This is a genomic window from Thermaerobacter litoralis, from assembly GCF_054654595.1.
Genome location: NZ_BAAIES010000009.1, coordinates 573,926 through 588,275, shown reverse-complemented (window position 1 = coordinate 588,275; position 14,350 = coordinate 573,926). Strand labels below are relative to the sequence as shown.

Below are 14,350 nucleotides of genomic sequence, written 5' to 3'. Positions count from 1 at the left end.
GCCATGCCCGCAGACCGGCCTCCTGCGCACGGCCCGGCGGCAGGGGTTCCCCAGGATGACGGCCGTTCCACCCCCGCGACGAGCGATCCGGCGACGATGGAGCCGAAGGCGATGAGGATGGCGCCGCCCACGGCAGGCGCCAAGGCACCCGCCCAGGCGGATCCCCCAGCGACGGCGCAACCCCAAGAGGGGGATCCCGCATCCACCTCGCCGCCGGTTCCGTCGCCCCGGAGGACGGCTCCCGAACCGGCCGGCGCGGAGGGGCTGCCCGTTTCCGGTGACGCCGGGGCCCCGGTCCCGGCCCCGCCCGGCAAGGGGACAGGCCCTGAGTGGGCCGCGACGGCCCCGCCCGCCCTGGGACGACCGGCCCTGCGCCGCGCGGCCCCGGACCGGCGCGGTGCCGGCGGCACCACCGGTCAAGCCGCCGCCCGAGACCCGCGGGGGCGGGAGACCACGGCCCAGGGAACGGGCATCGCCGGCACCACCCGGCGGCTCGCCCCGGCGGACCCCGGCCCTGCGGCAGGGGCGGGGCCGCGGCGGGCGGAGGAACCGGCCCACGCCGCCGCCGAGATGGCGGCCACCGCCGCCACCGGCCCCGCCGGCGGGTGGGCTGGCACCGCCGCAGCCGCCCCGGCCGGTGCCGCGGCCGCCCCGACCGGCGCCGGTGCCGGCCGAGGTCCCGGTGTCGCGGCCGGTGCCGGCGCCGCCGGCACGCCCCGGGACGGCGCCGCCGCCCCTCCCCGGGACGGCACCGCCGGCGCTGCCCCCGATGCCGCCGCCGGGAGATCAGGCGACGGTGGCGGAGGAACCGCCCCGGGCGGCGACCCCGACCGGCCGTCCCCGGGGCGCCGGCCGGCCGATCCCTGGGCCCTGATCGCCACCTACGCCGGCCTGGTGGCCGCGGTCTTCCTGTTCCTGGCTGGTTTGGGCGGCGGCCTGCCCTGGGACCGGTCGCACCCCCCGGGGGCCGGTGCCCCCGGGAGCCCCGTGGCGGGCGAGCAGGTGCCCGGCGCGCCCGGCCGGGAGCCGGCCGTGCCCGCCCTGAGCGGAGCCGGCGGCGCCGGGGATCCGGCCTCGGGGGCCGGAGCGGGATCGGGGGACACCGGCGCGCCCCAGGGGAGCGGTGGCGGTGCTGGCGGCGGTTCGACCCCCGGCCTGGCCGGCGGCGCGGCGCCGGGTGCGGCCGCCGGGCCCGCCGAGCCGGCCGAGCCCGATCTCTGGCAGGCCCTGGGGGAGCGGCTCTGGGGCTGGCGCGCCGCCCTGCGGGCGGTGTGGCCGGGTTCGTCCGGGGATGGGGGGCCGGAGGGGGCGGACCTGGGCCGCCGCCTGGTCCACCTGCTGACGGAAAAGGTGAGCGGCGTTCGTTTGGACGAGCCCCTGACCCTGGTGGCCGCCCAGTTCCCCGGCGAGCACCACCTGGAGGTCTTCGAGGAGGAGGGCGGTCCGGTGGTCGGCCGGCTGGCGCCGCCCGACATCCTGGCCGGCGGCTTGCCCAGGTTCCGGCCGCCGGCGGCCGCCGCCGGTGGCGACGAGGTGGCGGTGACGGGCGACCGGCCGCGGGTGCTGATCTACCACACCCACACCAGCGAGGCGTACGTGGGCGCCGTGCCGGCCGGGGCGGGGTTCGACCCGGCGGTGGAGGCCTTCACCAGCGATCCCGGTGCCAGCGTGGTGGGGGCGGGGGCCGTCATCCAGCAGGTGCTGGAGGAACGCGGCATCGGCGCCGTCCACCTGCGCCAGGTTTTCGACCGGGACGGCCAGCGGGTGACCCGGATCGGCAACTACCAGCGCTCCCTCAAGGCCCTGGTGGGCGGCGGGGATGAACCCGGCGTCCTCGACCGGTATCCCAGCGTGGACGTGGTGGTGGACGTCCACCGGGACGGGATTCCCCGGGAGTCCACGGTGGTCCGGGTGGGCGGCCAGCCGGCGGCGGGGATCCTCTTCGTGGTGGGAACCGACCGTCGCCTGGAACACCCGCAGTGGAAGAAGAACTACTGCTTCGTCCAGTGGCTCGTGGCCGAACTGAACCGCCGTTACCCGGGCCTGGTCAAGGGCGTCCTGGTGTCCGACAACCGCTACAACCAGCACGTGCGGCCGGGGGCGGTGCTGGTGGAGATCGGCGGCTACGGGAACACCCCGCAAGAGGCGGACCGCAGCGCCCGCATGTTCGCCGAGGCCCTGGCGGCGGTGATCGAGGCGGGCAAGGTGCCCCAGGCCGACCGGCCCTTCCAGTGCCCGCCAGGGGTGGCGCCGCCCCGGTGAGGGCCGGGTGCCGGGGCGAAGGCTGGGGCGGGGGCTGGGGTGGGGCTGGGCCGTGGTGAGGCCCGCCGTCGTTGCGCCCGGCCCCGGCGGAGGGCCCCGCGCCCAGCCCGGGCGCCGCGGCCGCGGGCCCGCCCCGGCCGCGGCGCCCGCCCCGGCGGCGGGCTTGTGACCCCGGGCCATCGCCGGTATGCTCATCGGTAGCGGCGGTTCCCGGCCGGGGCCGGCCGGGAACCGCCGCGTGCCCGGGAGGCGATGGCCTGTGGCGATCCTGGCCGAGTCCCAGCGGCAAGCGGTGGCCCGGCGCCTGGAGGCGCTGGAGGGTCCCGTCGAGCTCGAACTGTTCGTCCGTGATACCCGCCTGATCATCCCGGGCCGGGAGTGCCCGCGCTGCGAGGAGACGGTCCAGCTGCTGGAGGAGGTCTGCACCCTCAGCCCCCACCTGCGGCTGACCGTCCGGGATCTGGACCGGGAGGCGGACCGGGGGCAGGCGCTGGGGGTCCAGTACACCCCGACCCTGGTGATCCACGGCCGCGCGGGCGGCCGCGTGCGCTTCGTCGGCGCACCCCTGGGGTACGAGTTCGCCAGCCTCCTGGAGGTGCTGGCGGAGGCCGGCCGGGCCGGATCCCGACCGGCGTCGCCGGCCGGCCGGGAAGCCGGGCCGGCGGAGGCGGGTCCGGCGCCGGCGCCCGATCCTGCTCCCGGCCAGGCGGGGGCGCGCCCGGAACCCGGGGCCACGGAGGCCGAGGCGAGGGCTGGGACCGAGAGCCGGGCGGCTTCCGGGCCGGGCGCAGACGGAGCGCCGCCCGCCGGGGAGGGCGCGGCCGGCGTCCTCGATGGGGCAGGTCCCCTCGACCCCGAGCGGCTCGCCCTGCTGGAGGCGGCGGCGGAGACCGTGCACCTGCGGGTGTTCTTCACCCCCACGTGACCCCACTGCCCGCGGGCCGTGCGCTCCGCCATGCAACTGGCCCTGGCCAGCCCCCGGGTGGTGGCCGAAGCGGTAGAGGCCAGTTCCTTCCCGCAGCTGGCGCGCCAGTACCAGGTCTGGGCCGTGCCCAAGACCGTGGTCAACGACCGGGTGGCCCTGGACGGGGCCGTTCCCGACGAGATGCTGTGGTCGGCCATCGCCCAGGCCCTGGGGATCCCGCCCCGCTGAGGACCGGCCCGGCGGGGTCGGAACCCCGCCGGGACCGGTAAGCCCCGGCCGGGCCGTGGACCGGCACCGGGGCCGGCTCCATGGCGACGGGACGCCCCGGCCACCGAACCCGGCGGGGACCGTCACCCGTCCCGGATGGACAGCCATCCCCACGACGCGAGGTCATCGTCCAGGATGAACCAGACAGCCGGAGAGGGCCGCCAGGCCCGGATCCGCAACTTCTGCATCATCGCCCATATCGACCACGGCAAGTCCACCCTGGCCGACCGTTTGCTCGAGCGGACGGGCACCATCAGCGAGCGGGAGCGGCGGGACCAGGTGCTGGACATGCTGGAGCTGGAGCGGGAGCGGGGCATCACCATCAAGGCCCAGGCCGTGCGCATGTTCTACCGCGCCGGGGACGGGCAGGAGTACACCCTGCACCTGATCGACACGCCGGGCCACGTGGACTTCAGCTACGAGGTCTCCCGGGCCCTGGCGGCCTGCGAGGGCGCGATCCTGCTGGTCGACGCCACCCAGGGCGTGGAGGCCCAGACGGTGGCGAACCTGTATCTGGCGCTGGACGCCGGCCTGACCCTGATCCCGGTGATCAACAAGATCGACCTGCCCGCCGCCCGGCCCGAGGAGGTGCGCCAGCAGCTGGCCGACCTGGGCTTCGACCCGGAGGAGGTGCTGCTGGTCTCGGCCAAGGAGGGCACCGGCGTCGACGGGCTCCTGGAGGCGGTGGTCCAGCGCATCCCGCCGCCGGCGGGCGACCCGGAGGCGCCGCTGCGGGCCCTGGTGTTCGACAGCCACTACGACCCCTACCGCGGCGTCATCGCCTACGTTCGGGTGCGGGACGGGCGGCTGCGCCCCGGCGACCGGATCCGCCTGATGGCGTCGGGGGCCGAGTTCGAGGTCGACCAGCTGGGCACCTTCCGGCCCCTCCTGGTGCCCGTGGACGAACTGGCCGCCGGCGAGGTGGGCTTCGTCGCCGCGGGCATCAAGAACGTGCGCGATTGCCGGGTGGGCGACACCATCACCCTGGTCGACCGGCCGGCGGCGGCGCCGCTGCCCGGCTACCAGCCGGCCAAGCCCATGGTCTTCACGGGCCTGTACCCCGTGGACCCGGGCGACTACGACCGGCTGCGGGAGGCGCTGGAGAAGCTGCACCTCAACGATGCCGCCCTGGTCTTCGAACCGGAGACCTCGGAGGCCCTGGGCTTCGGCTTCCGCTGCGGGTTCCTCGGCCTGCTGCACATGGAGATCGTCCAGGAGCGGCTGGAGCGGGAGTACGACCTGGACCTGATCACCACCGCGCCCAGCGTGGTCTACCGGGTCCGGCTCCGGGACGGCAGCGAGGTGGAGATCCAGAACCCCGCCGAGCTGCCGCCCCGGGACCGCATCGAGGCGTTCCTGGAACCCTACGTGCGGGCCTCCATCTTCACGCCCAAGGACTACGTCGGCACCTTGATGGAGCTCTGCCAGGACCGGCGCGGCGAGTTCGTCAACATGGAATACCTGGACACCCGGCGGGTCCGGCTGGAGTACCTGATGCCCCTGGCGGAGATCATGTACGACTTCTTCGACCAGATGAAGTCGCGCTCCAAGGGCTACGCGACCCTGGACTACCACCTGGAGGGGTACCGGGAGTCCGACCTGGTGCGCCTGGACGTGCTGGTGGCCGGGGAGCTGGTGGACGCCCTGTCGGTCATCGTCCACCGGGACAAGGCCTACGCCCGGGGCCGCGCCCTGGTGGAGCGGCTCAAGGAACTGATCCCTCGCCAGCTCTTCGAGGTGCCGATCCAGGCCGCGGTGGGTTCCCGGGTCATCGCCCGGGAGACCATCCGCGCCCTGAAGAAGAACGTGCTCGCCAAGTGCTACGGCGGCGACGTCACCCGCAAGCGCAAGCTGCTGGAGAAGCAGAAGGAAGGCAAGAAGCGGATGAAGCAGGTGGGCCGGGTGGAGATCCCCCAGGAGGCCTTCATGGCCGTGTTGCGGGTGGACGAGCCCCGGGGAGGCGGGGGCCGGTGAGCCGGCGACGGGGCGCGGGGACGAACCCGGCCCCGGCGGCGGGGCGCGCCCAGGAGGCGATCGCCGCTGGCGGCTCCTGGCCCGAGTGGGACGCCGGCCCCGCCCTGTACATCCACGTCCCCTATTGCCGCCAGCGCTGCCACTACTGCGACTTCAACACCTACCTGCTGGACCCTGAGGGCAAGGCGCGCTACCTGGCGGCCCTGGAGCGGGAGCTGGCCCTGCTGGCCGCCGATCCCGCCCTCACCCGGCCGCTGGTGTCGGTCTTCGTGGGCGGGGGGACCCCGTCGATCCTGGAGCCGGCCGAGCTGGAGCGGCTGCTGGCCGCGGTGCGCCGCCACTTCGCCCTGGCCCCGGGGGCCGAGATCACGGTGGAGTGCAACCCCGGCACCCTGGACGGCGACCGGCTGCGGGCCCTGCGGGAGGGCGGGGTGACCCGGCTCAGCCTGGGGCTGCAGGCCGTGCAGGACGAGCTCCTGCAGGCCATCGGCCGCGACCACACCTGGGCGGACTTCTGCGCCACCTACGACCGGGTGCGGCGGGCCGGGTTCGACAACGTGAACGTGGACCTGATCTTCGGCCTGCCCGGCCAGACCCTGGCCCAGTGGGAGGCGTCCCTGGAGGCGGTGATCGCCCTGGCGCCCGAGCACGTCTCCTGCTACGGCCTGGAACTGCACCCGGGCACGCCCTTCCACCGGCGGTGGGAGGCCGGCCAGCTGGACCTGCCCGGGGAGGACGAGGAGCGGGCCATGTTCGACCGGGCCGGCGAGCGGCTAGGGGCGGCCGGGTTCGTCCGGTACGAGATCTCGAACTTCGCCCGGCCGGGCCGGGAGTCCGTCCACAACCGGGTTTACTGGCTCAACGGTTCGTACCTGGGCGCCGGCCCCGGGGCCTGGTCCTGCTGGCAGGGCGAGCGGCGGCGGAACTGGCTCCACCCCGTGGCCTATGCGGCCTGCCTGGAGGCGGGACGGTCGCCCGTCGACCTGCGGGAGCCCGTCGGCCGGCGGCAGGCCATGGAGGACACCATGATCCTGGGCCTGCGCCTGGCGGCGGGGGTCGACGAGGCCCGCTTCGCCCGGCGCTTCGGGCTCACCCCCCAGGAGGCCTTCCCGGAGGCCGTCCGCCGGCTGCTGGCGGAGGGCTGGCTCGTCCGGGAGGGCGGCCGGCTGCGCCTGGCCCCGCACGCGGTCCCGGTGGCCAACAGCGTGCTGGAGCACTTCGTCGCCACAGGGGACGAACCGGCCGAGGCCGGCCGCTGACCGCCCACCATCCCCTTCCGCCAGCAGGCCGGGGGCCGACCACCCATCCCGGCCGCTGCCCCCACCCGTCCATACCCCTCCTCCGGGGCGCCGGCCATCCATGGCGCCGGCACCGCCCGTGGCCACGCCGCCCGCCGGCGGCAGGCCGCAGCGGGCCGGGGCCGACGGGCCGGGGCCGGATCGTCCCGGGACGGCGACGCATTGACGCAGGCCGCCCGCGGTGCTACCTTGTAAAGAGGATCGTTAGCACTCTCGGATATCGAGTGCTAATCCGGCCCGGTGTCCGGGAGGCAGCTCGGCCTCCGCCGGGCGGGCCCGGGCAGCTCACAGGGCGGCCCTTAAGGGCCGCGGGCCGCCAGCGCGCCAGGGCCGTCCCGGAGCCGAGGGGGGATCGCCATGGACCGGCGCAAGCAACAGGTCCTCAAGGCCGTGGTAGAGGACTACGTCGACACGGCGGAGCCCGTCGGCTCCCGCACCCTGGCCCGCAAGTACGGGCTGGGGGTGAGCCCGGCCACCATCCGCAACGAGATGGCGGACCTGGAGGAGATGGGTTTCCTCGAGCAACCCCACACCTCCGCCGGGCGGATCCCGTCCGACCGCGGCTACCGCTTCTTCGTCGACATGCTGATGGACACCGTGGTGCCGCCGCCGGAACTGGTCGAGCGGCTGCGCCGCCTGTACGCCGAGCGGGTCGACCAGGTGGGCCGCCTCTTGCGGCAGACGGCCCAGGTCCTCAGCGAGGCGACGGACTGCTTGGCCCTGGTCGAGGCGCCGCGGGTGGAACCGGTCACCTTCCGGCACCTGCAGGTGCTGCCCCTCAGCGAGCGCCGAGCGGTGCTGGTCCTGGTGACCGACGAGGGCCTGGTGCAGCAGCGGCTGCTGGACCTGCCCGAGCCGGCCAGCGAGGCCGACCTGCAGCGGATCTCCGCCGTCCTGACCCGGCGCCTGGCGGGGCTCACCCTGGACCGGGTGGGGCACACGGTGCTGCGGGAGCTCTACGAGGAGCTGGCGGCCTGCGGCGCCCTGCTGGAGGTGGCGCTGGAGGCCCTGCGGCCGCCGGCCTCCGACGACGACCATCCCGTCTTCGTCCTGGGCACCCGCCGGCTCTTCCGCCAGCCGGAGTTCCAGGACCTGGAGCGGGCCCAGGCGGTGCTGGGCCTGGTGGAGCGGCAGGAGCTGGTGCGGGATCTCCTGGGCCGGCAGGGCAACGAGGAACTGGTGATCACCATCGGGCACGAGAACCCGTATCCGGATCTGTACGACTGCAGCGTGGTCAGCGCCACGTACCGTCTGGGCGGTGAGGTGGCCGGTCGCATCGCCGTCCTCGGCCCCAAGCGGATGCACTACCCCCGGATCACCAGCCTGATGGAGCTGCTGGCGCAGCTGTTGACGGAGGCCCTTGAGCGCACGGTGCGGTGACCGGACCCGCCGCCGGATGGATGGCCCGTCCCTGCCAGCCGGTGGCGGGGCTTTTTTGTCCGGGACCGGCCGGCGACGGGCGACGGGAAGGAGGCAGGGCCCATCGTGACAGAGGACGCGACAGGCGCGACGCGGACGAACCCCCAGGAGCCGGACCCCGCCGCGACTCCCCCGGGGACGGCCGGCGGGCGCGCCCCGGAGGCTCCCGCCGCGGAGGACCCGGCCGGGGAGGCCCTGGACCTGGAGCAGGCCCGGGCCGCCCTGGCGGCGGCCCGCCAGGAGTTGGCGGAAGCGAGGGCCGAGGCGGAGGCGGCCCGTTCCGAGGCCGCGGCCGCCCGGGCGGCGGCGGACGCCGCCCGCCGCCGGGCCGACGAGGCCCTGGACCAGCTGCGGCGGCTCCAGGCCGATTTCACCAACTACCGGCGGCGCATGCTGGAAGAGCAGGGGCGCTGGCGCCAGGAGGCCGAGGCCGAACTGGCCCGGTCCCTGCTGCCCGTGGTCGACAACCTGGAACGGGCGCTGGCTGCCGCCGGCGACGACGGCCATCCCCTGGCCCAGGGGGTCGCCATGGTCCACCGCCAGTTCCTGGACGTGTTGCGCCAGGCGGGGGTCGAACCCATCGAGGCCCAGGGCCAGCCCTTCGACCCCTACCGGCATGAGGCGGTGGCCCGGGTGGAGACCGACGCGCACCCCGACGGCACGGTGATCGAGGTCTTCCAACGGGGTTACCTTTACCGGGGACGAACCCTGCGCCCGGCCATGGTCAAGGTGGCGGTGGCCCCGCCGGCGGCCGCCGGTGCCGGTGGAGACGGGGCCGGGGCGGCTGCGGCGCCGCCGTCGCCGGAGGGGGTCCCCGCAGGAGCTGGTGACGGGACGCCCCCCGAGGAGGGCAGCGCCGGAGGGACCGGCCCGGGATCAACGGCGGGCCGGGCCGGCGGCGAAGAAGGCAGGGGGAAGACACCCGGTACGCCCATGATGGAGGCTGGGTCCTAGAGGAGGCGACGTGGCATGGGCAAGGTGGTGGGCATCGACCTGGGCACGACCAACTCGGTGGTGGCGGTGCTGGAGGGCGGCGAGCCCACGGTGATCACCAACGCCGAGGGCAGCCGCCTGACCCCGTCGGTGGTCGGCTGGTCGAAGGGCGGCGAGCTGCTGGTCGGCCAGGTGGCCAAGCGCCAGGCCGTCACCAACCCCGAGCGCACCATCTTCTCGATCAAGCGCTTCATGGGGCGCCGCTTCAGCGAGGTGCGGGACGAGGCCGGCCGGGTCCCTTACAAGGTGGTGGAGGGGCCCAACGGTGACGCCCGGGTGGAGGTGGACGGCAAGCTCTACTCGCCGGAGGAGATCTCGGCCATGATCCTGCGCAAGCTCAAGCAGGACGCCGAGGCCTACCTGGGCGAGCCGGTCACCCAGGCGGTCATCACCGTCCCCGCCTACTTCAACGACGCCCAGCGCCAGGCGACGAAGAACGCCGGCCGCATCGCGGGCCTGGAGGTCTTGCGCATCATCAACGAGCCCACGGCGGCGGCCCTGGCCTACGGCCTGGACAAGGGCGAGGACCAGAAGATCCTGGTCTTCGACCTGGGCGGCGGGACCTTCGACGTCTCCATCCTCGAGCTGGGGGACGGCGTCTTCGAGGTCCGGGCCACCAGCGGCAACAACCACCTGGGCGGCGACGACTTCGACCAGCGGATCATCGACTGGCTGGCCGAGGAGTTCAAGAAGGAGCACGGCATCGACCTGCGCCAGGACCGCATGGCCCTGCAGCGGCTCAAGGAGGCGGCGGAGAAGGCGAAGATCGAGCTCTCGTCGACCTTGAGCACGAACATCAACCTGCCCTTCATCACCGCCGACGCCAGCGGGCCGAAGCACCTGGACATGACCCTGACCCGGGCCAAGTTCGAAGAGCTGACGGCGGACCTGGTGGAGGCCACCATGGGGCCCACCCGCCGCGCCCTGGAGGACGCGGGGCTCAAGCCCGAGGACATCGACAAGATCATCCTGGTGGGCGGTTCCACCCGCATCCCGGCGGTGCAGCGGGCGATCAAGGAGTTCTTCGGCAAGGAGCCCCACAAGGGCGTCAACCCCGATGAGGTGGTGGCCATGGGCGCCGCCATCCAGGGCGGGGTGCTGGCCGGCGAGGTCAAGGACCTGGTGCTGGTCGACGTGACGCCCTTGACCCTGGGTGTCGAGGTCCTGGGCGGCGTGGTCGAGCCCATGATCCCGCGCAACACCGCGATCCCGACGTCGAAGTCGAAGATCTTCTCCACCGCCGCCGACGGCCAGACCCGGGTGGAGATCCACGTGGTCCAGGGCGAGCGGCCCCTGGCGCGGGACAACAAGACCCTGGGCCGGTTCATCCTGGACGGGATCCCGCCGGCGCCGCGGGGCGTGCCCCAGATCGAGGTCACCTTCGACATCGACGTCAACGGCATCGTCCACGTGCGGGCCAAGGACCTGGGCACGGGGCGCGAGCAGAAGATCACCATCCAGTCCCAGGGCGGCCTCAGCGAGGACGAGATCCAGCGCATGATCAAGGAGGCCGAGCAGCACGCCGAGGAGGACCGGCGGCGCAAGGAGCTGATCGAGGCCCGCAACCAGGCGGACAGCCTGCTCTACCAGGCGCGGAAGACCCTCAAGGACAACGAGGGCAAGCTGGACGCCGGCCTGAAGCAGCGGGTGGAGGACCGGATCAAGGCCCTGGAGGAGGTGGCCCAGGGCGACGACCTGGGCACCATCCGGCGCCGGTCCGAGGAGCTCTCCGAGGCGCTGCTGGAGATCGGCCGGCGGATCTACGAGCAGCAGGCGGCTGCGGCCGGTGCCGGCGCCGCCGGCGGGGCCGGTTCGTCCGGCGGGGCGGGGCCGGCGGGCAGCTCGGGGGACGTGTACGACGCCGGCTTCCGGTCCAAGGACGACGAGCGCACCGGCACCGGCGGCGACTGACGGCGCGGTCGGCCGGGGGCGGACGCCGCCTTCGGGCGGGACGTGGATCCCGGTGAGGGGGGCGGCGGCCGGTGCCCCTGGCCCCCGGCCGCCGGGCGGCGGGACGGGCCGGGCGGCCGCGGGTTGACGCCCGGTGAGGAGGAGGTGCGGCGTGGCGAAGGACTACTACGCGATCCTGGGGGTCTCCCGGGACGCCTCCCAGGAGGAGATCAAGAAGGCCTACCGGCGGCTGGCCCGCCGCTACCACCCGGATGCCAACCCGGGCGACCCCGAGGCCGAACGCCGCTTCAAGGAGATCAACGAGGCCTACCACGTCCTCAGCGACCCGGAGAAGCGGGCGGCCTACGACCGCTTCGGCACCGCCGAGGGGCCCGCCGGCTGGCCGGGCGGTGGAACCGGCGGGTTCGGCGGCGCCGGCGGGCCGGGGGGTGGCTTTGGCCCCTTCGGTGGCTTCGGCGACTTCGGGGACTTCGACGGCTTCGGCCTGGGCGACCTGTTCGACGCGGTCTTCGGTGGCGGGCGGGCGTCCCGGCGGGGCGGCCCGGCCCCGGGTGCCGACCTGGAGATGGAACTGGAGCTCACCCTGGAGGAGGCAGCCCGGGGCGGCCGGCGCGAGATCCGGGTGGAGCGGCCGGAGGAGTGCGCGGCCTGCCGCGGCACGGGGGCCGAGGGCGGGCGCCTGGTGGCCTGCCCCCAGTGCGGCGGCAGCGGCCAGGTGCGGGCGGCCCGCGCCACGGCCTTCGGCCAGTTCGTCACCGTCCAGACCTGCCCGCGTTGCGGCGGCGCGGGGCGGCTGGCGGCGGCGGCCTGCCGCGCCTGCGGGGGCCGCGGCCAGGTCCCCCAGCGCCGCACCCTGGAGATCGACATCCCCCCCGGCATCGACGACGGCATGCGGCTGCGCCTGCGGGGCCAGGGACTCCCCGGCCGGCAGGGGGGCCCCGCCGGCGATCTCTACGTGCGGATCCGGATCAAGCCCCACCCGGTCTTCCGCCGGGAGGGGGACGACATCGTGGCCGAGGTCGCCGTCGGCATGGCCCAGGCCGCTTTGGGCGCCAAGGTGCGGGTGCCCACCCTGGACGGCGAGGAGGAGGTCCTGGTCCCGCCGGGCACCCAGCCTGGCCAGGTGATCCGGCTCAAGGGCAAGGGCATGCCCCGCCTGCGGGGCGGCGGCCGCGGCGACCAGCTGGTCCAGGTCCGGGTGGAGGTGCCCCGGCGCCTCTCGGACCGGGAGCGGGAGCTTCTCCTGGAGCTGGCCCGCCTGCGGGGCGAGGCCGTGGCGGAGGAACGCGGCCTCTTCCAGCGCATGCGGGATGCGTTCAACCTCTGACGGCCCCCGGCCGTGCCGGGAGGACGGCCTCCGGCCGAGGGGGGAGGGTTGCCGGTGCGCTGGCTGGAGATGGTGATCGACGTGCCCGCCCAGGCGGCGGAGGCGGCCGCCGCCGCCCTGGTGGAGGTGGTCGGGTCCGGCCTGGTCTGGGAGGACCGGGACGGCACGGTGCGGCTGCGGGCTTACCTGCCCGAGGAGGGCTTCGAGGAGCGGTACCGGCGGCTGGGGGAGCGCTGGCGGCGGGTGCGCCAGGTATTCCCCGCCGTCGGCCCCTGGGCACCGGCGGTGCGCGCCCGGGCCGAGGAGGAATGGGCCGAGGCGTGGAAGGCCTACTTCGAGCCCCTGCCCGTGGGCCGGCACCTGATGGTGGTGCCCAGCTGGCACCGGGACCGGGTCGACCCCGGCCCGCGGGTGCCCCTGATCCTGGATCCCGGCATGGCCTTCGGTACGGGCCAGCACGCCTCCACCCGCCTGGCCCTGGAGTTGCTGGAGGAGGTGCTGGTCCCGGCGGAGGAACCGGCCGGCGCCGGCAGCCCGGGCGACGGGGACGCCGGCCGCGCCGGCGTCCGCCGCGGGTCGCCTGCCGGTGGCGACCCGGAGGACCCGGTCTCCGCTCGCCTGGATGGCGGCGGCCCGGGCGATAGGGACGGCGGCCGGGCCGGCTTCCGCAGCGAGCACCCTGCCGGCGGCGGCCCGGGGGGTCCGGGCCATGGCCCCGCAAGCGGTGCCCCGTCCCGGGGCGTGGTCCTGGACGTCGGCACGGGCTCGGGCATCCTGGCCATCGCGGCCGCCAAGCTGGGGGCGGAGCGGGTCCTGGCCGTCGACGTGGACCCGGTGGCCGTCAAGGTCGCCCGGGAGAACGCGGCCGTCAACGGGGTGGACGGGCGGGTGGCGGTGGCCGTGGCCACGCCGGCGGCGCTGCGCCGGGAACCCCCCGCCGGCTGGGCGCCCCACCTGCCGGCGGCCCTGACCGTCGCCAACATCACCGCCGAGATCCTGGCCGGCATGGTCGACGACCTGCACGCCCTGACCCGTCCGGGTGGCGTGCTGATCCTCTCGGGGCTGCTGGCCGAAGCCACCGATACCACCGAACTGGAGGGCCGCTGCCGGGCCCGGGGCTGGCAGCTGGAAGAGCGGCGCCGGGCGGAGGGCTGGGAAGCCTGGCGGCTGCGGCGGCCGTGAGGCGGGAAGGGCATGTTCGTCCCCCACGTGTTTGTGGACCGGGAACTGGAGCCGGGCGCGGTGGCTCCCCTGGACGCCGACGACGCCCACCACCTGCAGCGGGTCCTGCGCCGCCGGGACGGGGACCCGGTGGTCGCCGTCACCCCCGGCGGCCGGCGCTGGCTGGGCCGGCTCCGGGCGGAGACGCCGCCCCGGGTGGAGGCGCGGGAGCCGCTGCCCTCCAGCGAGCCGCCCCTGGCCATCACCCTGGGCCAGGGCCTGCCCAAGGGCCCCAAGATCGAAGAGGTGATCCGCCACGGCACGGAGGTGGGCATCGCCCGCTTCGCGCCGGTCCAGGCGGCCCGCTCGGTCAGCCGCCCGGACGCCCAGGGGGCGGACCAGCGGCGGCAGCGCTGGCAGCGCATCGCCCGGGAGGCGGCCCGGCAGGCCCAGCGGTCGGCGGTCCCGCAGGTCGACGCCCCCCGCCCTCTGGACCGCCTTCTGGCGGAGGAGGCCTGGGACCTGATCCTCATGCCCTGGGAGGAAGAGGAGGCCCGGGGCCTCTGGGCGGAGCTGGAGGCGGTGGCCCGGGCCTGGGGCCGTCCCGCCACGGGCCGGCGCGTCCTCATCCTGGTCGGGCCCGAGGGCGGGTGGGAGGCCTGGGAGGTGGAGGCCGCCCGCCGCGCCGGCGCCCGGGTCGTCACCCTGGGGCCGCGGATCCTCCGCACCGAGACGGCGGGCGTGCTGGTCGCGGGGCTGGTGCTGCACGTGCTGGGCGACCTGGGCTGAGGGTTCGAAGTGGGGCGCAGCGGA

At 75.4% G+C, this 14,350-nt stretch carries 10 protein-coding genes; all 10 read left to right on the top strand.

Annotated features, from left to right (window positions below; translation table 11 throughout):
* Positions 1-111 precede the first annotated feature (111 nt).
* The 10 genes from spoIIP to ACYQ02_RS09505 all read left to right on the top strand — a co-directional run bounded on the left by spoIIP (position 112) and on the right by ACYQ02_RS09505 (position 14,326).
* Positions 112-2,262, top strand: coding sequence for a stage II sporulation protein P (spoIIP, locus tag ACYQ02_RS09550; protein WP_460040203.1), 2,151 nt, complete (start codon positions 112-114; stop codon positions 2,260-2,262).
* Between the two features lie 259 nt (positions 2,263-2,521).
* Positions 2,522-3,415, top strand: coding sequence for a thioredoxin family protein (locus ACYQ02_RS09545; RefSeq protein WP_460040202.1), 894 nt, complete (start codon positions 2,522-2,524; stop codon positions 3,413-3,415).
* Positions 3,416-3,589: 174 nt separating this feature from the next.
* The gene (gene lepA, locus ACYQ02_RS09540) at positions 3,590-5,428 is read left to right on the top strand and encodes a translation elongation factor 4 (RefSeq protein WP_460040201.1); all 1,839 of its coding nucleotides are present in this window, start codon (positions 3,590-3,592) and stop codon (positions 5,426-5,428) included.
* Positions 5,425-6,687 carry a radical SAM family heme chaperone HemW gene (gene hemW / locus ACYQ02_RS09535; RefSeq protein WP_460040200.1) on the top strand — a complete coding sequence of 421 codons (1,263 nt, stop codon included), beginning with the start codon at positions 5,425-5,427 and terminating at the stop codon, positions 6,685-6,687. Before lepA ends, hemW begins: the two co-directional genes overlap by 4 nt.
* Positions 6,688-7,083: 396 nt before the next feature.
* Positions 7,084-8,106, top strand: a complete 1,023-nt coding sequence (gene hrcA / locus ACYQ02_RS09530; protein ID WP_460040199.1) for a heat-inducible transcriptional repressor HrcA — start codon at positions 7,084-7,086, stop codon at positions 8,104-8,106.
* Positions 8,107-8,211: 105 nt separating this feature from the next.
* Complete coding sequence (gene grpE / locus ACYQ02_RS09525; protein ID WP_460040198.1) at positions 8,212-9,099, top strand: nucleotide exchange factor GrpE; 888 nt, start codon at positions 8,212-8,214, stop codon at positions 9,097-9,099.
* Between the two features lie 15 nt (positions 9,100-9,114).
* Positions 9,115-11,049 carry a molecular chaperone DnaK gene (gene dnaK, locus ACYQ02_RS09520; protein WP_460040197.1) on the top strand — a complete coding sequence of 645 codons (1,935 nt, stop codon included), beginning with the start codon at positions 9,115-9,117 and terminating at the stop codon, positions 11,047-11,049.
* A 151-nt stretch (positions 11,050-11,200) separates the two neighbouring features.
* A complete protein-coding gene (gene dnaJ / locus ACYQ02_RS09515) occupies positions 11,201-12,376 on the top strand; it encodes a molecular chaperone DnaJ (RefSeq protein WP_460040196.1) in 1,176 nt (391 codons plus the stop codon).
* 54 nt (positions 12,377-12,430) lie between these two features.
* Positions 12,431-13,558 (top strand): 50S ribosomal protein L11 methyltransferase, encoded by a 1,128-nt coding sequence (locus tag ACYQ02_RS09510; RefSeq protein WP_460040195.1) that lies wholly within the window; start codon positions 12,431-12,433, stop codon positions 13,556-13,558.
* Positions 13,559-13,570: 12 nt separating this feature from the next.
* Positions 13,571-14,326: an RsmE family RNA methyltransferase gene (locus ACYQ02_RS09505; protein ID WP_460040194.1), complete on the top strand. Its 756-nt coding sequence runs from the start codon at positions 13,571-13,573 to the stop codon at positions 14,324-14,326.
* Positions 14,327-14,350: the final 24 nt, after the last annotated feature.

Bases quoted from the DNA above. Each gene is read 5' to 3' on its own strand.
- hrcA (WP_460040199.1), top strand. From the start codon at position 7,084: ATGGACCGGCGCAAGCAACAGGTCCTCAAGGCCGTGGTAGAGGACTAC.
- lepA (WP_460040201.1), top strand. From the start codon at position 3,590: ATGAACCAGACAGCCGGAGAGGGCCGCCAGGCCCGGATCCGCAACTTC.
- spoIIP (WP_460040203.1), top strand. From the start codon at position 112: ATGAGGATGGCGCCGCCCACGGCAGGCGCCAAGGCACCCGCCCAGGCG.
- dnaK (WP_460040197.1), top strand. From the start codon at position 9,115: ATGGGCAAGGTGGTGGGCATCGACCTGGGCACGACCAACTCGGTGGTG.
- ACYQ02_RS09505 (WP_460040194.1), top strand. From the start codon at position 13,571: ATGTTCGTCCCCCACGTGTTTGTGGACCGGGAACTGGAGCCGGGCGCG.